Annotated in this window: 21 protein-coding genes, 1 pseudogene and 1 riboswitch; of the genes and pseudogenes, 9 read left to right on the top strand and 13 right to left on the bottom strand. The window is 38.3% G+C overall.

Annotated features, from left to right (window positions below):
• Positions 1–609 precede the first annotated feature (609 nt).
• Positions 610–1,401 carry a hypothetical protein gene (locus tag AB6M99_RS02640; RefSeq protein WP_121834890.1) on the bottom strand — a complete coding sequence of 264 codons (792 nt, stop codon included), beginning with the start codon at positions 1,399–1,401 and terminating at the stop codon, positions 610–612.
• A gap of 23 nt (positions 1,402–1,424) precedes the next feature.
• Positions 1,425–1,771: pseudogene (locus AB6M99_RS02635) on the bottom strand (hypothetical protein).
• Between the two features lie 371 nt (positions 1,772–2,142).
• Here AB6M99_RS02635 and AB6M99_RS02630 point away from each other — a divergent pair.
• Complete coding sequence (locus AB6M99_RS02630; protein ID WP_121834889.1) at positions 2,143–3,000, top strand: Rgg/GadR/MutR family transcriptional regulator; 858 nt, start codon at positions 2,143–2,145, stop codon at positions 2,998–3,000.
• Between the two features lie 338 nt (positions 3,001–3,338).
• Here AB6M99_RS02630 and AB6M99_RS02625 read toward each other — a convergent pair whose 3' ends face one another.
• From AB6M99_RS02625 to AB6M99_RS02615, 3 genes are all read right to left on the bottom strand, one after another.
• Positions 3,339–4,478 (bottom strand): MalY/PatB family protein, encoded by a 1,140-nt coding sequence (locus AB6M99_RS02625; protein WP_369351065.1) that lies wholly within the window; start codon positions 4,476–4,478, stop codon positions 3,339–3,341.
• A 9-nt stretch (positions 4,479–4,487) separates the two neighbouring features.
• On the bottom strand, positions 4,488–5,582 hold the full coding sequence (locus AB6M99_RS02620) for a cystathionine gamma-synthase (RefSeq protein WP_121834887.1): 1,095 nt from the start codon (positions 5,580–5,582) through the stop codon (positions 4,488–4,490).
• A gap of 124 nt (positions 5,583–5,706) precedes the next feature.
• Positions 5,707–7,359: an oligosaccharide flippase family protein gene (locus AB6M99_RS02615; RefSeq protein ID WP_369351252.1), complete on the bottom strand. Its 1,653-nt coding sequence runs from the start codon at positions 7,357–7,359 to the stop codon at positions 5,707–5,709.
• Positions 7,360–7,449: 90 nt separating this feature from the next.
• Here AB6M99_RS02615 and AB6M99_RS02610 point away from each other — a divergent pair, with 90 nt between their 5' ends.
• The 5 genes from AB6M99_RS02610 (at position 7,450) to AB6M99_RS02590 (ending at position 12,802) form a co-directional block, all read left to right on the top strand.
• A complete protein-coding gene (locus AB6M99_RS02610; protein ID WP_369351251.1) occupies positions 7,450–8,901 on the top strand; it encodes a UDP-N-acetylmuramoyl-L-alanyl-D-glutamate--L-lysine ligase in 1,452 nt (483 codons plus the stop codon).
• Positions 8,902–9,003: 102 nt separating this feature from the next.
• Complete coding sequence (locus AB6M99_RS02605; RefSeq protein ID WP_121834884.1) at positions 9,004–9,801, top strand: ABC transporter ATP-binding protein; 798 nt, start codon at positions 9,004–9,006, stop codon at positions 9,799–9,801.
• Positions 9,798–10,739 carry an iron-hydroxamate ABC transporter substrate-binding protein gene (locus AB6M99_RS02600; RefSeq protein WP_121834883.1) on the top strand — a complete coding sequence of 314 codons (942 nt, stop codon included), beginning with the start codon at positions 9,798–9,800 and terminating at the stop codon, positions 10,737–10,739. Before AB6M99_RS02605 ends, AB6M99_RS02600 begins: the two co-directional genes overlap by 4 nt.
• Before the next feature lie 42 nt (positions 10,740–10,781).
• A complete protein-coding gene (locus AB6M99_RS02595; protein ID WP_121834882.1) occupies positions 10,782–11,798 on the top strand; it encodes an iron ABC transporter permease in 1,017 nt (338 codons plus the stop codon).
• Complete coding sequence (locus tag AB6M99_RS02590; RefSeq protein WP_121834881.1) at positions 11,795–12,802, top strand: iron ABC transporter permease; 1,008 nt, start codon at positions 11,795–11,797, stop codon at positions 12,800–12,802. The genes AB6M99_RS02595 and AB6M99_RS02590 overlap by 4 nt, the downstream gene beginning before the upstream one ends.
• 104 nt (positions 12,803–12,906) lie before the next feature.
• Here the strand turns inward: AB6M99_RS02590 and AB6M99_RS02585 are convergent, their stop codons facing one another.
• Together AB6M99_RS02585 and guaC are read right to left on the bottom strand one after the other, a co-directional pair.
• Complete coding sequence (locus AB6M99_RS02585; protein ID WP_121834880.1) at positions 12,907–13,488, bottom strand: xanthine phosphoribosyltransferase; 582 nt, start codon at positions 13,486–13,488, stop codon at positions 12,907–12,909.
• A 119-nt stretch (positions 13,489–13,607) separates the two neighbouring features.
• A riboswitch (purine riboswitch) is annotated at positions 13,608–13,703 on the bottom strand.
• A gap of 29 nt (positions 13,704–13,732) precedes the next feature.
• Entirely contained in the window at positions 13,733–14,716 is a 984-nt protein-coding gene (gene guaC / locus AB6M99_RS02580; protein WP_121834879.1) for a GMP reductase, read from the bottom strand.
• 449 nt (positions 14,717–15,165) lie between these two features.
• On the opposite strand from guaC, the gene AB6M99_RS02575 reads away from it, so the two are divergent.
• Positions 15,166–15,456, top strand: coding sequence for a hypothetical protein (locus AB6M99_RS02575; protein ID WP_369351064.1), 291 nt, complete (start codon positions 15,166–15,168; stop codon positions 15,454–15,456).
• 134 nt (positions 15,457–15,590) lie between these two features.
• On the opposite strand, the gene AB6M99_RS02570 is transcribed toward AB6M99_RS02575, so the two are convergent.
• From AB6M99_RS02570 to AB6M99_RS02560, 3 genes are read right to left on the bottom strand one after another with little or no spacing between them, the layout of a single operon-like run.
• Entirely contained in the window at positions 15,591–15,959 is a 369-nt protein-coding gene (locus AB6M99_RS02570) for a hypothetical protein (RefSeq protein ID WP_121834877.1), read from the bottom strand.
• Positions 15,960–15,979: 20 nt separating this feature from the next.
• Positions 15,980–17,017 (bottom strand): helix-turn-helix transcriptional regulator, encoded by a 1,038-nt coding sequence (locus tag AB6M99_RS02565; protein WP_121834876.1) that lies wholly within the window; start codon positions 17,015–17,017, stop codon positions 15,980–15,982.
• Between the two features lie 13 nt (positions 17,018–17,030).
• Positions 17,031–18,302 (bottom strand): MFS transporter, encoded by a 1,272-nt coding sequence (locus AB6M99_RS02560; protein WP_121834875.1) that lies wholly within the window; start codon positions 18,300–18,302, stop codon positions 17,031–17,033.
• A gap of 175 nt (positions 18,303–18,477) precedes the next feature.
• On the opposite strand from AB6M99_RS02560, the gene AB6M99_RS02555 reads away from it, so the two are divergent.
• Positions 18,478–18,849 carry a PAS domain-containing protein gene (locus tag AB6M99_RS02555; protein WP_121834874.1) on the top strand — a complete coding sequence of 124 codons (372 nt, stop codon included), beginning with the start codon at positions 18,478–18,480 and terminating at the stop codon, positions 18,847–18,849.
• A gap of 110 nt (positions 18,850–18,959) precedes the next feature.
• Here the strand turns inward: AB6M99_RS02555 and lepB are convergent, their stop codons facing one another.
• From lepB to pfkA, 3 genes are all read right to left on the bottom strand, one after another.
• Positions 18,960–19,517: a signal peptidase I gene (gene lepB, locus AB6M99_RS02550; protein ID WP_121834873.1), complete on the bottom strand. Its 558-nt coding sequence runs from the start codon at positions 19,515–19,517 to the stop codon at positions 18,960–18,962.
• A 221-nt stretch (positions 19,518–19,738) separates the two neighbouring features.
• Entirely contained in the window at positions 19,739–21,244 is a 1,506-nt protein-coding gene (gene pyk, locus AB6M99_RS02545; protein WP_121834872.1) for a pyruvate kinase, read from the bottom strand.
• 62 nt (positions 21,245–21,306) lie between these two features.
• Positions 21,307–22,320 carry a 6-phosphofructokinase gene (gene pfkA / locus AB6M99_RS02540; RefSeq protein ID WP_121834871.1) on the bottom strand — a complete coding sequence of 338 codons (1,014 nt, stop codon included), beginning with the start codon at positions 22,318–22,320 and terminating at the stop codon, positions 21,307–21,309.
• A 212-nt stretch (positions 22,321–22,532) separates the two neighbouring features.
• On the opposite strand from pfkA, the gene AB6M99_RS02535 reads away from it, so the two are divergent.
• Positions 22,533–23,699: an IS30 family transposase gene (locus tag AB6M99_RS02535; RefSeq protein ID WP_369350352.1), complete on the top strand. Its 1,167-nt coding sequence runs from the start codon at positions 22,533–22,535 to the stop codon at positions 23,697–23,699.
• The last annotated feature ends 163 nt before the right edge of the window (positions 23,700–23,862 follow it).

The raw sequence follows: 23,862 nt of genomic DNA, 5'->3' as shown, positions 1-23,862 counted from the left end.
CTCCCCAGTATCACTATAAGAACAGCACCTCCTAAACAACTTATCAGAGCACTAGAGATTATCAACTTTTGAAAAATTAGTAAAACAAAAAATAGTAAAAAAGCTATCGTTGAATTGTTACTGATTAGAGCAATCAAAGTTATAAAAATCAAATAAATTAGCATTAACCTTCCTAGGAGAATGAAAAATTCAGTATTTTTAAAATAGAAATATAGAGGAAGCAAGCCCACCAACCAAACCATTAAATCTTGTAGATAAAATAAAGCCACCAACAATATCCGTTTTTGGGTAAAACATATGTAAGATTGTGATTTGTAAAGGATAAGTGCTCGATAAGAGTTTAACAATTCCCAGACAAACATTAAAGATGACAGACAACCAACTAAAAATATAGAGCTTGTGGTCAACATTTTCGAAATATCTAACTGACTTCTTCCAAACTCGTCATAGGTAAGCAGAGAAAGTAATTCATTTTCAAAAAAAGTCCGAAAATCAATAATATGACTAAAATTCTCAGAGACTCTTTTTAACAACAGCCACGTTAATATGGAAAGAAGAGCCGCTCTTACCATTAAGACAATTATTTTTCGGAAGCAACTCTTAGTAAATTTAAATCTCATCTTCATATTTTTTTAAAATAGCATAGCCACACATATAAAAGCAATAGGGTAAAAGCAGAGTTTGGATATCTAGATTCCCATAACTAGTTATCATAAAAGTCGTCATAGGAACTAAATAAAAAGGCATGAAATGATATAGAATTATGGATCCAAGCCAAATAAACATGAGGTAATCAATCGCAGATTTTATTGGATTTTGTAAAACATCTATTATTTTAAACAGAAATAAACTATTCACAAAAATAGCCACACAAACCAAAATGATTGAAAATATAAACAGAATTAAATCACTATTCAAGAAATAGCGTAAAACACTTGTTTCTGACAGTAAGTGCTCTTTACCAGATAATTGAAAAGTTCCTGCCAGCATGGTAATGATTACAACAATACCAACAATTATTAGATACAGTAGAACTGGAAGACTTGCTAATTGCCAAGAAAGGTGCTTCCGAAATTTAAAATAACAATCGTTCTTGCCAATTGATAATTTTATAAATTTAGTTTTCAGAGTAACATAATTAAATCCCAGTAAAGAAATAATAATTGGCAGAAGAAAGGACTGATAAAATCCTACATTGAATAGTAAAACATTTATATCTAGATTAGAACGTAATAATTCATTTTTTATAGCTATTCCGTCAAAATTAGCTAAATCAGGTGCATTGGCGTCAAAAAATAAATAAGTAGTAATATAATCACGATAGACTAATAAGATAAAAACTAAACCTAGTAAGAAATATAAAAACTTATGTCTTACTAGGTTCAAAAAATTAATTTTCATAAAAGTACCGAACCTCTCAATTATTAGTTTGGCGACCAACTTCCTGTTATAGCTGCTGCGCCATCCCACCAGTTCTGTCTTGCCATATCTGCAGCATAAACATATCCCGCTGTTGCCCAATTCCCATGTGTTGATCGAGTTCCACAGGTTGTCAATGATGTACCGCTACGATCTTCTCCATTCGAATTTACTAAACAATGCTTTACAGTCATTGGATAAAGAAAAGATTAAGACTAAGATTTAAATTCATTATGTACTCAGCCCCTGCATTTTCTTTATTGATATAACCAGTCCTAACATAGGCAGTTGTAATTCTGAAATTAGAAAATTCTCCAATTTCATAGGCACTTGCTACATTTGTCCCTACCATTAACAACAATGCACCTGCACAAATATAAGTTTTCACATTTTTCATATTTAACACACCTTTCTTAAGATACTCTTAGTGATAACGGTAATAGTACTTTTATGAAAATTTTAATTAACATTTAGAATCTTAGCTCATGGGACTTACCTACTATTCTATTTTATTCCTTACTACACTTACCACCACGATGGAATGTCTCCCCAGGGATCTAAATCTTTCACTAAAACAATAGCTAATAGTAAAATACAAATTATAATCCACGACCGTATTTTATTTTTCATACCTTTCTCCTCCAATTTCTGGTATAATGATAGCACATCAAATATCTAAATTTTCAGAATGTGTAACATATTCACATTTTATAGGGAGAATTTATGCGTTGGGATTATGGTCAAGTTTATAAAATGATTCGAAAATCAAAAGGATTAACCCAAAACGATGTTTGTGGAGAAATTATTAGTCGTTCTACGCTAGCAAAAATAGAGAGTGGGAAAGTTATTCCTAACTTTGATAATATGGTCTTTCTTCTTGAACAGATTGATATGAGTCTATCTGAATTTAAATATATTTGTAATGAGTTCAAACCTGATCAACGAGAAAGAATTATCACTACAATTCAAAGCCAAAACTCCACCATAGAGGTACAAGATTTATTACCTTTACTCAAGGACTGCGAAAATTTTCTCAAAACACATCACGATGTTCCTATTCAAAATCTTTATCGTTCATTGCAGGTAATTACAGAAATTCGTATTAAGGGATTAAAGAGTAATGATTATTTACATGGGCTAGCTACATCAATTTGGAAACATTTAGAACCTATGGACTCTTGGTATGGAAATGATTTACGGTTACTGGCAATAATTCTTTTTTATTTTGATATGGAAACATTACCTCACATCACAAAAAGAATTCTTGAAAACTTGGAGCGATACAAAAACTTTCACGATATAAAATCTTTTCAACTTTCTTTACTAGGTAATCTATCGACTATCTATTTTAAAAATCATCATTTTAAACAATGTGAATCAATTACTCTCAAATCTCTTGAAATTGCTCAAGAATTAAAACGTTTTGATGCACTTGGTTTCTCCCAAGTTCGCCTCGGCATTTGCCAAAATGATGATGAGCTTATTTCAAAAGGTATGACCCTTTTGAAATTGACTGGTGAAAATCAATTAGTTACTACTCTTGAAGAAGAGATAGAAGAGTATAATCATTTTAATACTTAACACCAAATTTAAAAATTACTTTCTTGTTTTTTTCTTAAAAGTACGGACGCTCAAAAGGTTCAGGGAACCTTTCGAGGTGGGAAATAGAGTTGACAAAGTCAACATCAAAACCTCCTTTTGAGTTTCACTACTAAGAATACCACTGTAGTGAAAGAAACATTTTTTCTTGCTACGCTTATCATTATTTCAATGATATTAGAGGTTCTAAAATTCTAATTTTGATTTTGAATGAGTATAAAAAACAAAAGAACTTCCAATTGAACAGTTCTTTTGTTGGATTTCGAAAGAGTCTGGGATAATAATCCCAGACTCTTTGATTTATTCTCACCCAAAAGTATTCACCAAACGTTCGCAGGCTTCTGTATCAATGTTGTTGGTGCTGCTACATTCAAACGGAAATGATTTTTTCCTTCTCTACCAAAGGTCAATCCGTCATTGAGTTGGAGTTTTGCCTTGTCAGCTAAGACTTCTGCCACTTCCTCATGAGAAAGTCCTATTTCGGAGAAATCTAGCCACATCAAGTAGGTCCCTTCTGGTTTCATAACTTTAATTTTCGTTTGGGCTAAGGCGTCACAAACCACGTTAACATTAGTCTCCAAGACTGTTTTTAACTCCTTCAACCAAGGCAATCCTTCTCGCAGAGCCACTTCGGTTGCCAATAATCCAAGACTTGACACCTCGTGCTGGTTATTAGCTAACTGACGCTTTTGGAAAAGCTTGCGCAACACCTCATTTTCAATAAGTGCAAACGAATTTTTTGTTCCTGCAATATTGAAGGTCTTGGTCGCAGAGCTTAGGATAATCGTAAACTCTTTAAAGTCAGGTGAAACCGTATTGAAAGAATGGTGCTGATGTCCAAAAAGTGTTAAATCTTGATGAATTTCATCAGACACTAAGATAACCCCATGTTTTTGGCAAATTTGCCCAACCTGCAGTAGTTCTTCTGCTGTCCAAACACGTCCTCCTGGATTATGAGGACTGCAAAAAACATATAGCTTGACCTCATTGTCAATAATGTCTTTTTCAAGCTGAACGAAATCCAGCTCAAAGTGCCCATCTTTCTCTACTAAGGAATTGTTGATCAACCGACGATTATTAAGGGTCACCGTGCGTGCAAATGGAGGATAGACTGGCGTATTGATAAGAACTGCCTCATCTTCTTTTGTGAAAGCCTGAATAGCTACTGAGATAGCAGGAACGACCCCTTCGATGAGAACCACATCTTCTTTTGCAACCTTGTAACCATGCTGCGTTTCTTCCCAGTCTAAAATGGCTTGATAGAGACTATCCTTTGGTCCATCGTAGCCATAGACTCCTTGCTTTGCAAATGCCTCCAGCGCAGCTGTCATTTCTGGAAAGGTGATAAAGTCCATATCCGCAATCCACAAGGGAATCAAGTCCTTATCAGCGGCAGCTTTTTGCCATTTATAGGCATTGGACAAGGTACGATCTGGAAATTCTGTAAAATGGTAAGTCATAAGTGCCTCCTATCTTTCAAGCGCCTGCTCGAGGTCAGCTAAAAGATCTTCGACATCCTCAATCCCAATAGAAAGTCGCAAGAGGTCATCTGTCAAACCATAGCTGGTACGGACTTCTGCAGGGATATCCGCGTGGGTCTGTGTCGTCGGATAAGTAATCAAGCTCTCCACACCACCCAAACTTTCTGCAAATGTGAAAACCTCTAGGTTATTCAAAATGGTTGGAATTTTCGCTTCATCAGCCACCTTAATCGAAATCATGCCCCCTTTTCCTGTGTAAAGGACTTCTTTGACCGCAGGATTTTGGGACAAGGCTGACGCTAGTTTTTGAGCATTTTCCGTCGATTTTTCCATACGTAGTTTCAAGGTTTTCAAACCACGCATCACCATGTAACTGTCAAACGGTGACAAGACTGGACCACCTGTATTGAGGTTATAATAGAGCTTCTCATAAATCGCTTTATCGTTTGTCATCAAAGCCCCAGCTAAAACATCGTTATGTCCAGCTAAATATTTGGTTGCTGAGTGAATGACAAGGTCAGCTCCTAGCGGAATTGGATTTTGGTAAATTGGGCTATAAAAGGTATTGTCAACCAAAACCTTAGCTCCATGCTCATGAGCCACCTTGGCAATTTTGGCAATATCAAATTCTACCATGAGAGGATTAGTTGGTGTTTCAATGTAAACAATATCTGTCTCATCAGAAATAGCCGCAATCATTTCCTCTTCATCGTTGGCATAAGTAAATCTAAAACGCCCTTGCGCTTCTTGTTGGTTAAACCAGCGAAAAGAACCACCATATAAATCACGCGCAGCTACCACCTTACTACCAACTGGAAAAATTTCCATAGCAAGAACAACCGCACTCATACCAGAACTTGTCGCAATCGCATAATCGGCTTTTTCAATAGCAGCAAGTGTTTCTTCCAAAGTGCTACGCGTTGGATTTTTAGTACGGGTATAATCAAAACCTGTGGATTTTCCAAATTCGGGATGTTGGTAAGTCGTCGAAAAATGAATGGGACTAACCAAGGCTCCCGTAGCTTTATCTGATTTAATCCCCGCATGGGCTAAAATCGTATCAATTTTCAGTTTTTTCACCATAATATTATATCTCCTCATTTCATCTCCTATCCTCTATTTTACCATGAAAACAAGTCTCTAGCGTTAGTTTGTAAACAGATATAGATATAGTTTCAAACTATAGCAAAAAGAAGTTAGGGCATCCCTAACCTCTAGAGGCAATTTTCAATTTACGATGGAAGCTCTCCGCACGGCTATTGCCGATTAATTTATCTGCTTGATTGGTTAAAAGCGCCAGATAACCATAGACAAGCACACCTATTCCTCCACCAACAATAAGATGAATCAGACTACTCACCTTACCAGTGACAGGTAACACTCGCACCAAAGCTAATTCAACGCCACCAACGATGAGAGCCATAACCGCTGTCATCAGAAGAATTAAGATCGCATTTTTGACAAATCGTTTCCAATTAAAGTGAATCATGTCATGAACCTTCTTAGACATTAGATAGGTTGACACGCACAGGCCAATAATTGTTGTAAACAGGGGACCGTAGGCACCGAACAGCCAGATAAAAGGCACTTGAAGAACAAGCTTCACAAGAAAACCATAAAGGAAATACAGCATAGCTTTACGCGTTTCAAACAAGGCCTGAATAACTGGTCCAAACAGAGCATAGAATCCCATGGCAAAAATCTGTAAAAGGTTAACAATAAACAGCTGAATGGCCAACCCCTTAGGAGCTGGATAAAAGACCGTATAGAGTGGACGAGCTAGAATAATTGAGCCAAACACGGCTGGCACTAAGAAAATAGTGAGCATCTGTAAATTATTCAGAATAAGGCTCGCTGTCGCTTTCTGGTCTTTCTTAACAAAATTTTCCGTAATCAGCGGAATAGACACAGACCCCATCGAAACCGTCACCCCAATAATAATCATAATAATTTTATTAGGATTAGAATACATGTAAGCATATAAGGTTAAAAGGGTTTCTTTTGTCGCAGAGGTAAAAAGAGACATGGTGTTGATAAAGGTCATCTGATCCAGTAATTGATAAGTCTGAAAGGCTGTACCAACAACAATAAATGGAATAGCCTCCTTTGTGGTTTCAATCACTAACGATAAGGTGTCTGTTTTTTCCTCACCTTTTTTCGCTGTTAGAATCTTCATCAAAACTCCTTCACGATGAAGGCTGAAAATCAATACAGCAAGGCTTCCTAACATTCCGATAAATGCCGCAAAGGTAGATTGAACAACCGCTACTTTATAATCACCCGATCCAAATGTCATGATGTAGAAGGTCGTTAACAAAATCCAAATCACACGAAGAATCTGCTCCACCACTTGGCTTGTTGCATAAGGACGCAAATTATTAGTTCCTTGAAATACTCCTCTTAGAACACTCATCACTGGGAAAAATAGCACCGCCCAAGATAAACTCCTCATAACAGGAATTAAATCAACCTCAGAGCCCGATAACTTAGCTAAAAGCGGAGCAGCAAAATACATCACTCCAGCAAAGAATGCTCCCATTAAAAGCATGAGCTTAAGGAACTCACGAACGAGGTAGTAGCTCGTTTCGATTTTTCCAATCGCATTGTATTTGGCAATTTGTTTAGCAATCGCAACTGGAATCCCAACTGTGGAAACAGACAAAAAAATAGAATAGATATTGTATCCCATTCCCCATAAACCATTGGCAGCATCCGCATGAGGTCCTAGCCACGCCAACCAAGGAATGACATAAATGATACCAATCAACCGACTAATAAAATTACCAGCTGTCAACCATGCCATCCCTCGAACCATTTTCGACTGCTGATTGTCCATTTTTGATTGCTGTGTTTCTGACATAACCTTCTCATTTCTGTACTTGTTTTGCTTCCTATTATAAACTTTTGCCTGCCACTTGTAAATTATGAACATTAGGTCTAAAATAGAGGTATGATTACAATTGAACAAATTCTTACTATCCTTAAAGAAGACCATAATTTTCGAGAAGTTCTGATTGACGGAACCTTTCATTACCACTTAACAGATTTAACCTTTTCAAAGATTAGCTATGATAGTCGCGACGTTGATGCTTCAACCCTTTTCTTCGCCAAAGGCGCTGCCTTTAAACGCGAATTTTTGGAACAAGCTGTGCTACAAGGGTTAAAGTGCTATGTTTCTGAAATTGACTATGAAGTTGGTATTCCTGCTATCATTGTCTCTGATGTCAAAAAGGCCATGAGCCTTATCGGTATGGCATTCTATGATTATCCTCAAAATCAGCTAAAGCTCCTTGCTTTTACAGGAACAAAAGGAAAGACAACAGCAGCCTATTTTGCCTTTAATATTCTAAGGCAAAACCACCAAACCGCTCTGCTTTCTACCATGAATACTACCTTAGACAATGGCAAAACCTTCTTCAAATCTCAATTCTCAACACCTGAAAACCTTGACTTGTTTCGTATGATGCGACAAGCGGTTGATAACGGCATGACTCATCTTGTTATGGAAGTTTCTAGCCAAGCCTACCTAGTTGATCGTGTTTATGGACTGACATTCGATGTTGGTGTCTTTCTCAACATCAGTCCCGACCATGTTGGTCCGATTGAACACCCTAACTTTGCCGATTATTTTTATCACAAGCGCCTTTTGATGGAAAATAGCAGAGCTGTGGTCGTCAACAGCGATATGGATCATTTTGAGATTGTCAAAGAGCAAGTAAAAAATACGCCTCATGATTTCTATGGTTCTCACTCTGAAAATACTATTCTAGACAGTCAAGCCTTTAGCTTTAACCTTAATGGTCAATTATCTGGACACTACGACATTCAACTGATTGGTCATTTTAATCAAGAAAATGCAGTTGCTGCTGGACTAGCAAGCTTACGTTTGGGAGCTAGCTTAGAAGATATCCGAAGAGGAATTGCCACTACAACTGTTCCTGGGCGTATGGAAGTTTTAACCCAGTCAAACGGGGCTAAGGTATTTGTTGATTACGCACATAATGGCGATAGTCTTGAAAAACTTCTTTCTGTCGTTGAAGAACACCAAAAAGGAACCATTCATTTGATTCTCGGAGCGCCTGGCAATAAAGGAGAAAGTCGTCGAGCTGATTTTGGTTATGTGATTAATAAACATCCTCATTTACAAGTGATTTTGACAGCTGACGACCCAAATTTTGAAGACCCTATGGCTATTTCTCAAGAAATTGCTGAGCATATCAACCGCCCTGTCACGATTATTATTGACCGTGAAACTGCTATCAAAGAAGCTCTGCAATTAACACAAAACGGCACCAATGCTGTGATTATCGCTGGAAAAGGAGCCGATGCTTACCAAATCGTAAACGGTGAAAAAACAGCTTACCTAGGTGATTTTGAGATCGCGAAACGCGATTTAGGGTAGCTTATTTGAAACCATTCCAATCTACTCAAAAGCCTTTCTGAGGCTTTTTATTATGGTATAATAGCTCTATCTTGGTTTTCAAAACCACCAGAAAGGAGTATTATGTCACATATTGAGGCAAAACAGATTTCTGTTTCCTATGGCCAGCGCCCTATCATTGATCAGCTGAACTTAGCATTGCCTAGCCAAGCGATTACAACGATCATTGGTAGCAATGGGTCTGGAAAATCGACACTCCTTAAAGCACTGACCCGTATTATTCCTACAAATACAGGACACATTTTTTTAGATGGTCAGTCAATCGCAAAACTACCAACTAAAGAAGTCGCTAAAAAGATAGCCCTCCTTCCCCAAGTTTTAGAAGCAACGCAAGGCATTACCGTCTATGAACTGGTCTCCTACGGCCGCTTCCCTCATCAAAAATATCTAGGAACCCTCACGCCAGAAGACCGTGAAAAAATCTACTGGGCGATGGAAGTTACTGGAGTGGTCAGCTATGCCAATGTAAAGGTAGATAGTTTGTCTGGTGGGCAACGCCAGCGTGTGTGGATTGCTATGGCACTTGCTCAAGATACCGATACGATTTTTCTAGATGAGCCAACGACTTACCTAGACATGAATCATCAGTTGGAAGTCCTAGAATTGCTCAAAAAACTGAATCACGATAACCAGAAAACGATTATCATGGTCCTACATGACCTTAATTTAGCCTCTCGTTTCTCTGATCATTTGATTGCCATGAAAGATGGGACAATTAAGCACCAGGGACCACCTGAAAAGGTGATGACAACAACTATTTTAGAAGAGATTTTTAATATTAAGTCTCATATCGTTTCTGACCCAGACAGTCAGCGTCCTATTTTACTCACCTATCATTTATTAGAAAAGGAAATCCTATGAAAAAAACACTATCACTCTTACTTAGCCTCATGGCTATCTTTGTTCTTGTGGCTTGTTCAACATCATCCAAAGAAAAGGCTGAGCAGTCACAATCAAGTAGCTCTGCTATTTCCAAAATGCCTAAAATCGAAGGTATCAGTTACCGTGGTGAGGTTCCTGAAAGTCCAAAACGTGTCGCAAGCATGGCATCATCTTACACTGGCTATTTGCTCAAACTTGGCTTCAATATCGTAGCAGCAACAACCTATGATCAGAAAAATCCTGTCTTCTCTGATGCTATTAAATCTGCTGAAATCATGTTACCGACGGACCTTGAGGCCCTAGCAGCTACCGAACCCGATGTGATTGTGGTAGGTTCAACCGAACAAAACCTAGATCAACTTGAAAAAATTGCCCCACTTGTCGTTGTTGAATATGGTAAACATGACTACCTCCAAATGATGACTGACTTCGGTCACATTTTTGGAAAAGAAGATGACGCTAAAAAATGGTTAGCCTCTTGGGAGAAAAAAGTTAGCGAAGCCAAAGAAATTGTTCACGATGCCACTGGAAAAGATGCTACCTTTACCGTTATGGGACTTTTTGAAAAACAATTTTACCTCTTTGGCAACAACTGGGGACGTGGTGGTGAGATTATCTATCAAGCCTTTGGCTACCAGGCGCCTGAAGCTGTGGAAAAAGAAGTCTTTCCGACAGGTTACCTCGAAGTCTCACGTGAAGTTCTTCCAAACTACATTGGCGATTATGTGCTTGTAGCCGCTGAAAATGAAGAGACAGGTGCAAGCCTCTACGAAAGTGACCTTTGGAAAAATATCCCTGCGGTACAAAAAAATCATGTCATCAAGGTAGATGCGAATGTCTTCTACTTTACAGATCCTGTTAGCCTTGAACATGAGCTAGAAGTGTTAACCGAAGCAATCTCTAAAACACAACAATAATGACTTAGTTTTAAGTATTCCTAACAACAATAGAAAAGAAAAATGATTTCTCTATACAAAACACTCAATAAGCCAAAACATCTCTTTTGGCTTGTTTTTTTCATCACTAGCCTCTTACTGCTATTAGGCTGCTACGCTAGTTTACGCTTTGGTGCGATTCATTTCTCACACCAAGATCTTCTGACGACCTTTCGGCACCCCTTTACCAATTCTGACCTTCAAGATGTCATGATTGATATCCGACTACCTCGAATTATCGCCAGTCTTTTGATCGGAGCTGCTACTGCTCAAGCTGGTGCTATCATACAAGGCGTTACCAGAAACCCAATCGCCGATCCTGGTCTTTTGGGAATCAATGCTGGCGCTGGATTGGCTTTAGTGATAGCCTATGCCGTTTTCGGACAACTTCATTATACATGGATTGTCCTGATTTGTTTGCTAGGCTCTACACTTGCTACCCTTATGGTTTTCGCACTTTCTTACGATCCCAAAAGAGGCTACAATCAATTACGGTTGATTTTAGCAGGGACAATGATTTCTGCCCTCTTTACAGCACTTGGTCAAATTTTTACCATCACCTTCAACCTTGCTACCACCATTATCGGCTGGCAATCTGGAGGACTTGTTGCTGTCAATTGGAAAATGCTTAGTATTCTCGCTCCTATCATCTTGGTAAGCCTTATCTTAGCGCAGCTATTTTCCCACCAACTAACCATTCTTAGTCTCAATGAGACTGTCGCAAAAAGTCTTGGACAAAAAACTTTTATCATGACCCTTTTCTGGTTAGGGCTCGTTCTCTTATTATCTGCTTCTGCGGTAGCTTTAGCTGGAACTATTGCCTTTGTTGGACTGATTATTCCTCATATTATCAAATTCTTTTGTCCTCGCAATTACCGGCAAATTCTGCCAATGACTGCTTTTTTAGGGGCAACCTTTATGCTTTGGATTGACCTTCTCTGTCGCACCATCAACCCACCCTATGAAACTCCGTTAAGTGCCATGGTTTCACTGATTGGTCTGCCCTGCTTTTTATGGCTGATGAAACGGAGGTCACTATGAATCAGACAACCACTCACTTTAAGCGCATTTTCATTCTCTTAATCCTAGTAACACTCTTTTTAGCCCTCCTCTCCTTATCTCTAGGGAGTAGTCACCTATCTTTAGTAACAGTTATCAAAACCTTGCTAGGACAAACAGACGACAAAACAAGACTAATCATCTTAACTATTCGTCTTCCTCGCATACTCGCTGCTCTAATAGCCGGGGCTTCATTGGCTATCTCCGGTCTATTATTGCAGACACTGACTAGAAATCCTCTTGCCGATTCTGGGATTTTAGGCATAAATGCTGGCGCTGGGCTCATCATTGCCCTTGCCATTTCTATTTTTAAGACAACAGCTCCCCAGTTTATTACCCTCCTGCCATTAATGGCTATGCTAGGAGCATTGACAACTGTTATGATTGTCTATTTCATTAGCCGAAAACCAAATCATGATATTGATCCTATCCGTCTCATTATCACTGGTGTAGGTCTATCCATCATGTTGTCTGGACTTATGGTGTCCATTATTGGAAATATCGACCGTTTCAAAGTTGATTACATCATCAATTGGCTTAGTGGGCAGATTTCTGGCGACAACTGGAAAACCTTAGCACTTCTTAGTCCTTTCCTAATCTTACTTTTGGGGCTCTCTTATAGCCGTAGCCGTTCCCTCAATATCATGACCCTTAACGAACAAACCGCTACCGCACTTGGTCTCAATCTTCAAAAAGAACGGTTGATAACACTCCTTCTCTCAACAGCACTTGCCTCCCTTAGCGTGATTATTGTTGGCAATATCACCTTTATTGGATTGATTTCAGGTCACATCAGTAGACGATTTGTTGGAGGAAATCATCTTATCCTTTTCCCCATAACCTTCTTAATGGGTATGCTTATCCTCTTGATTGCAGATACTATCGGTCGTGTCTTCCTTGTCGGAACAGGTATTCCAACTGGACTCGTTGTCTCCCTCATCGGCGCTCCCTATTTTCTTTATCTTATGAAAACCTCAAAAGAATAAGGATGGGCTTTTCTAAAAATTTTAACACTATAAAATGGCTTAGAATCAACGTTTCTCGATAACGTCACTCTAAGCCATTTTCTGTTTTTAACACTTTTTATTCTTTAAGCATCTGCTTGGTCAAAAACAACCTGACCATTTTCAAATTTAGCAATACGAGCTAATGAAGTCACACGTACACCTTGTTCTTCCAAAAGGCTACGACCATCTTGAAATGATTTCTCAATGACAATCCCAACACCAACAACTTCTGCACCTGCTTGCTGAATAATGTCAATAAGCCCCTTAGCAGCTTGGCCATTTGCCAAAAAGTCATCGACGATAAGCACCTTATCATCAGCTGAGAGAAACTTACCTGCAATTGAAACTGTGCTTGTAACCTGCTTAGTAAAGGAATAAACTTCTGCTGTCAGAATACCTTCTGTCATGGTGATGTTTTTATGCTTTTTCGCAAAAATCATCGGTACATCAAGAGCTTCTGCCACGTACACTGCTGGTGCAATACCAGAGGCCTCAATAGTTACAACCTTAGTAATGCCAGAATCCTTGTAAGCATCTGCAAATACCTTACCCATTTCCTTCATCAATTTATAATCAACTTGATGGGTTAAAAAAGAGTCCACTTTTAAAATATTTTCACCAAGGACATTTCCATCTTTTAAAATACGGTCTTCTAATAATTGCATCATAACTCCTTTTAATATCAATTAGTCAATTCTAACATTAGCCGTAAAAGACAAAGAGATGCTTACACATGGTAAACACCTCCGTAATCTGAATAAAACAGTAAATCTATCCCTTTGGAAACTGAACAAAGTAGACTTATTGTTAGACATTACGGTGTCTTGTAGAAACGTTGTGCCAATTCACAACATAAATAAGTTTTTATTGTTCCTTATTATACCACTTTACTAGGTAATTTCAAGAGATTTAAATAGAATCCCCATTCCAAATAGAGTTCTTCACGATAACATAGTTGACGCGTGTCAAGCTTTCCACATCACGACCACCAGCATATGAAATCGAACTTTGAAGGTCTTGCTCCATCTCAATTAAAGTATCTTTCAAATGGCCTTTTGTTGGCAAGAGGATTTTCTTACCTTCAACGTTTTTGTGCTCACCTTTTTGGTACTCTGAAGCAGAACCAAAATATTCTTTGAAGGTTTCGCCATCGACTTCAACCAATTTCCCTGGGCTTTCGATATGACCCGCAAAGAGAGAACCAATCATAACCATGCTAGCACCAAAACGGATTGACTTAGCAATGTCTCCGTGCGTACGGATACCACCGTCTGCAATAATTGGTTTACGCGCAGCTTTGGCACACCAACGAAGTGCGGCTAATTGCCAACCACCTGTACCAAAACCAGTCTTAACCTTAGTGATACATACTTTACCAGGACCAATCCCTACTTTCGTCGCATCCGCACCAGCATTTTCCAACTCACGGACAGCTTCAGGCGTTCCCACGTTACCAGCAATCACAAAAGTGTCAGGAAGCTCAGCCTTGATGTGTTTAATCATCTTAATAACACTCTCAGCGTGGCCATGTGCAATATCAATCGTGATAAACTCTGGCACATCATCTTTCAAACTCGTCACAAAATCGTACTCATAGTCTTTCACACCTACTGAGATTGAGGCGATAAGCCCTTGCTCATGCATGCGTTTGATAAATGGCTTGCGCGACGCTTCATCAAAACGGTGCATAATGTAGAAATAACCATCCTTAGCCAGCATTTCTGCCACGTCCTCATCAATGATGGTTTGCATGTTAGCAGGGACAACAGGAAGTTTAAACGTATGCTTTCCTAAAGTAACTGATGTATCTGCCTCAGAGCGGCTATTGATGATACATTTGTTAGGAATCAACTGAATATCTTCGTAGTCAAAAACGGGCATATCATTAAACATAAAAATCCTCTTTCTGCCACTGGGACTGAAAAAGGATTTTTTGTGTATCACAAAAGTCATCTCCAGCCGAGCAGCCTTTACTATGATGACCTTCCTATAACTCTGTTTTTAACAGTAATAAACAGAGCATCGCTAAGTGGATTTCCCACCCTTCCATAGATATTCTATACTTTCGTTTTTGTTTTGTCAAATTTTGATTAAAAATATTTTGTTTCGTTCGTTATTTACAAACCTTGTTTTTGGAACTCATTTTTTAGCCAAAGTTTCTTATGGATAACAACCATAATTAGCGAAAGAACCAAAAGACATCCGCGAATCTTAAAATACTAAAATTGTTAATGAACACACAAATGTGACAACGTTTACATTTTATTGTTTGCTTTTTCTAACGAGAACTGATATCCTAAAGATGAAAAATGATTTCAAAATGCTAGAAAGAAGGTGACTCTATGTTAACGCTCAGACAAATAATCAACGACCACTACCGCAGCTATCTACTGTTACTATTGACTGCCTATATTCTCGCTTTCTTTATTCCTTGGGACATCAGTATTCAGACAACCCCACTTCCGTTAATTCTAACACAACAAGTCTTTCCCATTATTGGAATTATAATCATTATCTTCTCTTTTATGACACGAAAAGTGGGGCTCTTCATGACAGGACTTCTCTATCTTTTAGCATTCTGGATTTACATGTCTATGATTTTCAGTGTGCATCCTGGTTTATTCTGTAATTAATTTAGAGGTTCAACGTTCAAAAAATTAGAATTCTCATTTTGCTATTATTTGTTCTACTAACCTATTTAAAACTTTAGCTATTCACAAACATGAAATCGAGGTGGGACATCTAGTCCTACCTCGATTTCGTTTTCTTATCTACTGTTACGCTTATGAATCAATTTTTCACGTTCTTCTTTTAAGTGTTCGAGCTTTTCTGACAGTTCAGTTATGGCTATATCTAAACTATTGATGGCTAAAGCAATGGCCTCATCAGCTAATTGTTCTCCACCAAGCTCTCTATTGTCATCATCTGTATTTTTAGCCTCAGCCTGTTCAACATGAACCACACCTGACGTTTTATCAAACTGTTTACTGATGAATTTTTTGAGCCAGCCTTCAAGACCTGTGTCTTTTAATTCCTTATCAAGCTCATCCTTGACTTGATTTTTCAACGCTTCTTTTTCGTCTTCACTCAACTTGCGACCAGTTTCATCATACCAGCCATTATTCTTAATATTCATAAAAATCTCCTTATTAGTAGTTATTTTAAGTTAAAATCGTCTTTTAATTTATCAACAACCGCCTGAATTAACTCAGTGTTTGGGTCGTATTTAGTGTGTTTCTCGCTGCTATTAAACAGTAAGAGCTGGGCATTTTGCAGTTTCTGCCTATGGAAGGAGACAGCTGCGCTCGTAATTCCCAAATCTTCAGCAATATCCTTACTCTTAGCATGTGGCTGCGTTAGGGCAACTAAAACCTTGTAACGTGTTAAATCACTTAGTGTTTTCAAGGCTGATGAGAAATTATCTTCATCTAATTCATTGTGGCTATTGAGAACCTCATCAATCTTACAAGATAGAATAAGAAAACTATTGTATTTCTCAAATAAAGGCTCCAAGGTAATCACAGATAGTCGAATAATCCAAGGGCTCACAATATAGAGTTCAAACGATTCCTTCTGCAAGGTTCCCTGAATCATTTTTAAAGCTTGCGTATCTTTAAAAACAGCTTCAAGATTCAAGTTTTTAGCGTAAGTTTCTCGCTCTAACCTAGCTTTTTCAAAATAAGGGACATATAGACTGACCAATTCACGTGACAGTTCTACCATTTTGGTGGCATTCTCTTTTAAATGCTGACTAAAGGTTAGAATGTGCCATTTTTGTTCTGGTTTAAAAGATTTTTCCTCCAAGATTTCCCAGTAGTCCTTATTTTCAGTCTTGCTAGTGGTGTCATCTGTTAAAAAAAGTCGCAAGCAATAATGTAACTCTTCTTCTGAAAGCTCTAGAACCAAGTTATGCAATTCTTCAATAGAAGAAGGCTCCCTCCCCTCATTGAGTAGGTAGAAATAGCAGGTTGTTAGGAATGACCAACCAGCACCCATGAGATAATAGCTACGCAGTTTTTCTTGATAGGGTAAAAAGAGCTGATAGATTTCTTCTAAGGTATCAAGGTCTTTTGCTAAAATGCTGAGCTCCTTTTGCGTAAAATCCCACTCACTCTCATCCCTACTGTAGGACAAGACTGGCAGCATAGTCATTTCAAAAATTTCAGAACGTTGTTGATTATAGGTATAAGCCATTGCTTTCTTCTTTCTAAGAAACAAGTTCAACACTTGCTTCACTTTGTTTAAAGGTTTTTTTAATAGTATAAACCATAAGGGCAAGCGCAATCAAGAGGTAAATGCTTGAAATAACTTGAGCTGGTAAAACCAAAACCATTCCTGATAAGGCGAAACGACTAACAATCATTCCCAGGGTCATCAAGGTGTCAATCCCAGAACCAATTGTCGCCAACTTTTCCTCTGGAATTTCACGGTACATCATGGCACTAAATTTCGGATTAACACCACCTGAAACCACTGCTGCTCCAAAAATGACTACCAAAGCCATATAAATTTGATGAACAACCATTGCTCCAAAGAATCCTGCTAATAGTACCAAGGTCAATTTAATCATTGCTAACAAATCGACTTTTTTGAAAAGTGTTGTGCAAAGTACTGAACCAACAATATTCCCAACAAAGAAAATAATTGATACTGTCGCAATCGTTGTCGCTGGATTGACAATGATAAAATCTTTAAAATCTTTTATAGTAGCCATTATGATAGGATCCAAAGTTGACCCAATAGCATTAATTCCCATAATGGTAATTAAGCTAGCTTTCAAAACCGGAATACCATTGATAACTTCCATTGCTCCCTTAAAAGAAGTTTTTAGTTCTGTAACTAAGCTCTGTGGCGTTTCCACTTCTTCCATTTTAATCGGATTTTCTTTTAGGAGTTTAGATAAAGCAGGGCGTAAAGCTAGCATTATTAACATACTTACAAGAAAAGTGCCTGCATTAAAGAAAGCGAGATTTTGGTAGGTCATAAAAGCGGTAAGTATTACTCCACTCGCTTGGAAACCAATCTGTAAAATGGAGCTTGCTGCTTGACGAAAGGCCATCGCTCCTTCACGATCATCATTTGAAACAACCCGCAAACTAATGGGAGAAAAAAGGTAAGATTCATATTGACCAGAAATATCTGAGAAAAGATTGACGATAACAGCAACTAAAACTACCCAGAGAGCAGGTGCAAAACCCATAGCTACCCCTACAATGATATAGAGTAGGACACGAAAAATCTGAGTTGCCATGATGGTATCCAATTTGTTTTTCGTCTTATCTGCCCAAATCCCCATCACAAACCGTGTTAGAATTGGAAGACTTTCAGATAAGGTTACCAAACTAATCGCAAACTTAGCATTTGGTAAGAGTAAAACATAATTCATCAAAGCCAAATAGTAAAGACTGTCACCAAAATTTGAAATCATGTCAGAAACAAAGGTTGCCAGGAAAAGTTTATTTTTAAGTGCCTTTTTCATATTAGTATCTCCGTTTATATTTTTTTAAGTATTTATTTAACTTTATACACGTAGTATAATACTTTATTTTTGTTAAGTCAATACTTAAATAAATATTTTTTGAAGTTTTTTTAAACAATTACTTAAAAAAACGCTTTTTTTGCTATTTCCGATGAAAAAAGTTATCATTTAAATCATGAATTATCTTGATTATTTTCCATATAAGACTGCCTTTTATGATAAGGATTTAAAACTCACCTACAGTAACCATAAGCCTGATGGTACGTTTTTCCCAGAATCTTACGATAGACTGCCCGACTGGATCTGGCAGGAGCTCCGCCATTCCACAGAAAAAAGCCTACATCTGGAAATTCCAAATGAGGCTTTTGGGAAAATTTATATGCAGTCCTACACCATGTTGTATGATGATTCGGGTGATTTCCAAGGAGTCATGGAAATGGTTCAAGATTTAAAGCCACTTCTCTCCTCCTACTTGGAAAATTCTGGGCAAGCCCTAGTCGGCTGGTCAGACGTTACATCTGGTGCTTCCATTTCAAACGATAATTAAAAAGAGAGCGACAAAAATCCATGTTTAAATGAATTGCTGTTGCTCTCTAAATTGTTATCACTATCAAAAATAACTTGACCCATTTCAATAACTCATCATTTTCGCTTAAATTACTCGACTTCGACAAAGCCAAAATCCTCTAAAGGTAAGAGTTTAAATGACACAACTCCTCTAAGTTGAGATTTTTTAATGAGTCCAAACGTTCGACTATCCTGTGTATTTTGACGGTCATCATTCAAAATTAAATATTGGTTTTTAGGAACCTTCTCCTCAGCACCATTAGTTAAACTTTCCAAAGTAAAATCCGCCGTAAAAGGCGTGTCCACAGGATGTAAATCAAAATGAGACTTCCTTAAGTCATCTAAGTAGGACTGACTTTCAACTTGATTATTAAGGTAAAAAATATCATCCATATAGACTGGAACATCACCTTCTTTAGCCACAACACGTCCCATATACTCTTTTCCATCCACTTCATAAAGGACAAAATCTTTGTACTCAGGAGTAGATAATTGACTAGCCACCACATAATCATCTGATTTTAAATAACTATTGGCCTGTTCTTTCGTAACTGTATACGGTTCAAAAACAAAAATCCTCAGACCAACAGCCAATAAGAAGGCTATCATTGTCAGAAAAATCATCGTTATCAAATCACGTTTTACCATCAGTGCCTCCTCTTGTTTATGATACTATCATTATACCATGTTTTCTGTTAAATTATCATGAGAATCTCTGAAAATGACACATTTCTATCTTTGATTCCCATAGTCTTCTCACAAGGTAGTGTGCTAACACAAAAAAACTCAATTACTTCTAACGAGTAATTGAGTTTTTCGTGTAATAACTAATCAGTCAGAACTAGTATTTTTGGAATAGAATGGACTGATTATTTCACAGTGCGGATACGCATTGTGTTAGTTGAACCTGATACACCAACTGGTACACCAGCAACGATAACAATGTTATCACCTGATTCAACAAGACCTTGCTCAAGCGCAACTTTTTCAGCCAATTCAAACATATCATCAGTTGATTTTGGTTTTTCAGTTACGACTGGAATAACACCCCAGTTGATCATCAATGATTTTTGAACTTTTTCTGTAAATGTTACAGCCAAGATATCTGCATCTGGACGGTATTTAGAGATTTGGCGTGCTGAGAAACCTGTTTCAGTTACTGTTACAACCAATTTAATGTCCATTGATTTTGTAGCGTCTTTAACAGCAGAAGCAACAACTTCAGTTTTTGATGTACGTGGGAAGTTATCAGAGTTCAAACGACCATATTCATTAAGAAGAGTTTGAGCGTTTTTACTTGTAGTTGCCATTGTACGAACTGATTCAACTGGGTATTTACCGTTAGCTGACTCACCTGAAAGCATTGTTGCATCAGTACCATCGATAACAGCGTTGAACACGTCAGAGATTTCTGAACGAGTTGCACGTGGTTTATCAGTCATTGTTTCAAGCATGTTAGTTGCTGTGATAACTGCTTTACCAGCTGCGTTCACTTTAGTGATAATCATTTTTTGGTAAACTGGAACCATTTCAAATGGAACTTCGATACCCATGTCACCACGAGCAATCATGATACCATCAGATGCTTCGATGATTTCGTCAATGTTATCGATACCTTGTTGGTTTTCGATTTTTGAGAACAATTGAACGTGTTCATTGCCAGTTTCACGCAAGATGTTACGTACTGATTCAACGTCTTGTGCTGTACGCACGAATGAGATTGCGATAAAGTTAAGACCTTGTTCAAGACCAAAACGAATATCTGCATCATCACGTTCTGCAAGAGCAGGGAAAGGAATTTTAGTGTAAGGAATGTTTACACCTTTTTGTTTACCGATGACACCATCATTTTCAACTTCAACGATGAATTCACGTTTTTCAGCATCTTTTTCAACGACTTTAAGACCAAGTTTACCATCGTCAACAAGAACTTGTTTACCAACTTCAACATCGTCAAAGACATCAAGAGCACCAGCAACGTTCAAGGCAATCACTTCTGGAGTTGATTTAATACCTTGTTTTGTAGCTACACGAAGTTTATCTCCAGTTTTGTAAGTGTGGAAATCAGCTCCATCTTCGAACACTTCTGTACGAATTTCAGGTCCTTTTGTATCCAAAAGGAAACCAACTTTTTGACCAGCAATTTCTTCAGCGCGACGTACAGTTGCCATACGAGCTCCTTGCTCTGCGTGGTCACCGTGTGAGAAGTTAAAGCGGAAAACATTTGCACCTTCTTTAATCAATTGTGCAATTTTTTGAGCTGATGCTTCAACATCAAGTTCTTCACCCCAGTATCCTGGCTCTCCGAACTTTTTACCACCACGGAATTCTACCGCAGGACCAAGTGTTGCAACGATTTTGACACGTTTATTCATTATATGAAACTCCTATTTTTTAAATTGCCGATTACCGGCAGAATTAACTAAATTAATATTGCTTAGTGAGCTAAGTCACGGTTCAAAGCAGCAAAGTCAAGGCGTGCTTTGTGTGGATGATTCACAATAATCTTACCGTTTTCTCCCAAGCTAAAGAGGGCACCTTCTTCTGCAGTTCCAAGAATTGGGCTTTCAACCAATTGCTCATTGTGAATACCAACTGCAAGGCCACCACGACCTTCTTTAAGAAGAGTTACCGCATGAGAACCCATCCAAGATGCTAAGACACGGTCACGAGGAGATGGGGCACCACCACGCAAGATGTGACCTAGGTTAGTTGCACGAAGATCACTTGTATCTCCCGCTTCTTTCATCAGTTCTACAAACTTCTCGGCGTGCATAACACCTTCTGCTAAAACGATCAAGTGACGGAATTTACCTTTTTCTTCGTAACCTTGACGAACTTTAGCAACAACTTCTTCGATGGTGTACTCTTCTTCAGGAATAATGATTTGATCAGCTCCTGCAGCAATACCAGACCAAAGAGCGATGTCACCAGCATTACGTCCCATCACTTCAACGACAAAGGTACGTCCGTGTGAGAATGAAGTATCGCGGATTTTATCCAAAGCATCTGTCGCAGTGTTTACAGCTGTGTCAAATCCGATTGTGTAGTCAGTACCAGCAATATCGTTATCAATAGTTCCTGGGATACCAACAGCTGGGAATCCATGCTCAGTTAGACGCATAGCTCCATGGTAAGAACCGTCTCCACCGATAACAACAACACCTTCAATACCATGTTTTTTCAATTGTTCAATACCAGCTAGTTGTCCTTCCAATGTTGCAAATTCTGGGTAACGAGCTGACTGGAGGAACGTTCCTCCATGTGATAGAGTATTAGATACTGAGTGAGCATCCATTGGGAAAATATCTCCCTCAACCATACCAGCATAGCCTCGGTTGATTCCGAAAACTTCCATGCCTTCTGTGATTGCTTTACGAACAACTGCACGAACAGCAGCATTCATACCAGGGGCATCACCACCACTGGTCAAAACAGCAATACGCTTCATTTTTGGCTTTCTCCTTTTTAATTTCTAACTTCACTATTATATCATAGTTGTTTTTAAATTGCTCTTTTTTCTACTAAGATTTTATCGAAAAATCGTTTTGGTAATTTCCCAAAGTAATTTCCACTTTAGCTTTCGAAGTGGAAATTAGTCTAAAACGGATTTTTATGGTGGAATTAAGTCTGAGACGTTTGTGTTAGAAATGAGTCCTTACTATGACAAAATATAAACACCTTACCCTCTCAGACCGCAATGACATCCAACTTGGCTTAGAACGTGGAGAAACCTTCAAAGCCATTGGACAAACTATCCTAAAAGATCCTACTACCGTTTCCAAAGAGGTCAAACGTAACAGACAGGTCAGAACCTCTACCAGTGATGGGCTTCCTTGCCCTCTCATTGATAAATCCCCATTTGTCTGTAACGGATGTCCTAAGAGAAGACAAAATTGTGGCTACAAGAAAATCTTCTACCTCGCTAAACAGGCTCAAAAACAATACGAACAAACCCTCGTTGAGGCTCGAGAAGGAACACCTCTCAACTCTCAAACGTTCTGGGATATGGATAAAGTCATTTCTGATGGTGTGAAAAAGGGACAACACATCTATCACATCCTTAAAACGCATAACCTTGATGTCAGTTCCTCAACCGTCTATCGACACATCCGTAAAGGATACCTTTCTATCGCTCCTATTGATCTGGCTAGAGCTGTAAAATTCAAAGAAAGGCGCAAATCTATCCTGCCTTCTATCCCTAAAGAAGCTAAAAAAGGGCGTTCTTATGAGGACTTCCAAAACTACCTGACACATAGACAACTGACCTCTTGGCTTGAAATGGACACCGTTATTGGACGGGTTGGCGGAAAAGTATTACTCACCTTCAATTTGTCTTTCTGTAACTTTATCTTCGCTAGACTTCTGGACAATAAAACCGCTCTTGAGGTCGCTAAACACTTCTATGTCATCAAGAACACACTTTATGAGGCTGATAGAAATTTCTTCGATGTTTTCCCTATCATTCTTACAGATAATGGCGGAGAATTTGCCAGAGTTGATGACATCGAGATGGATATCAGAGGTGAGATTAAACTATTCTTTTGTGACCCTAATCGCTCTGACCAGAAAGGAAAAATTGAGAAAAATCACTCCCTTATTCGCGATATTCTACCAAAGGGAACTTCTTTTGATAACTTAACTCAGGACGATATCAACCTAGTCTGTTCTCATGTCAATAGCGTGAAACGCGCTGCTTTGAATGGGAAATCAGCTTATGAGCTCTTTACCTTTACCTATGACGAAGAACTGGCTAAACTTCTTGGCATTTCCTTAATTCCCGCAGAAGACGTCTGTCAGTCCCCAAAATTACTCCAACATAAATTCTAAAAACTAATCTAAATATAAGCCACTCAAACGTCTCACACTAACTTCCACCATAACGGAACTTAATCTGAAACGCTTTCAGATGAGGGGATTTTGTGTACCCTTTTTTCACCTAAATTCGCCTAAAAATGCAATAAAATCAACCATTATAAAAACCAGTGGAACT

The sequence above is a fragment of the Streptococcus hillyeri genome, from assembly GCF_041081565.1.
Taxonomy (GTDB): Bacteria; Bacillota; Bacilli; order Lactobacillales; family Streptococcaceae; genus Streptococcus; species Streptococcus hillyeri.
The sequence above is the reverse complement of the archived record's forward strand: the minus strand, read 5'-3'. Positions and strand labels throughout refer to the sequence as shown.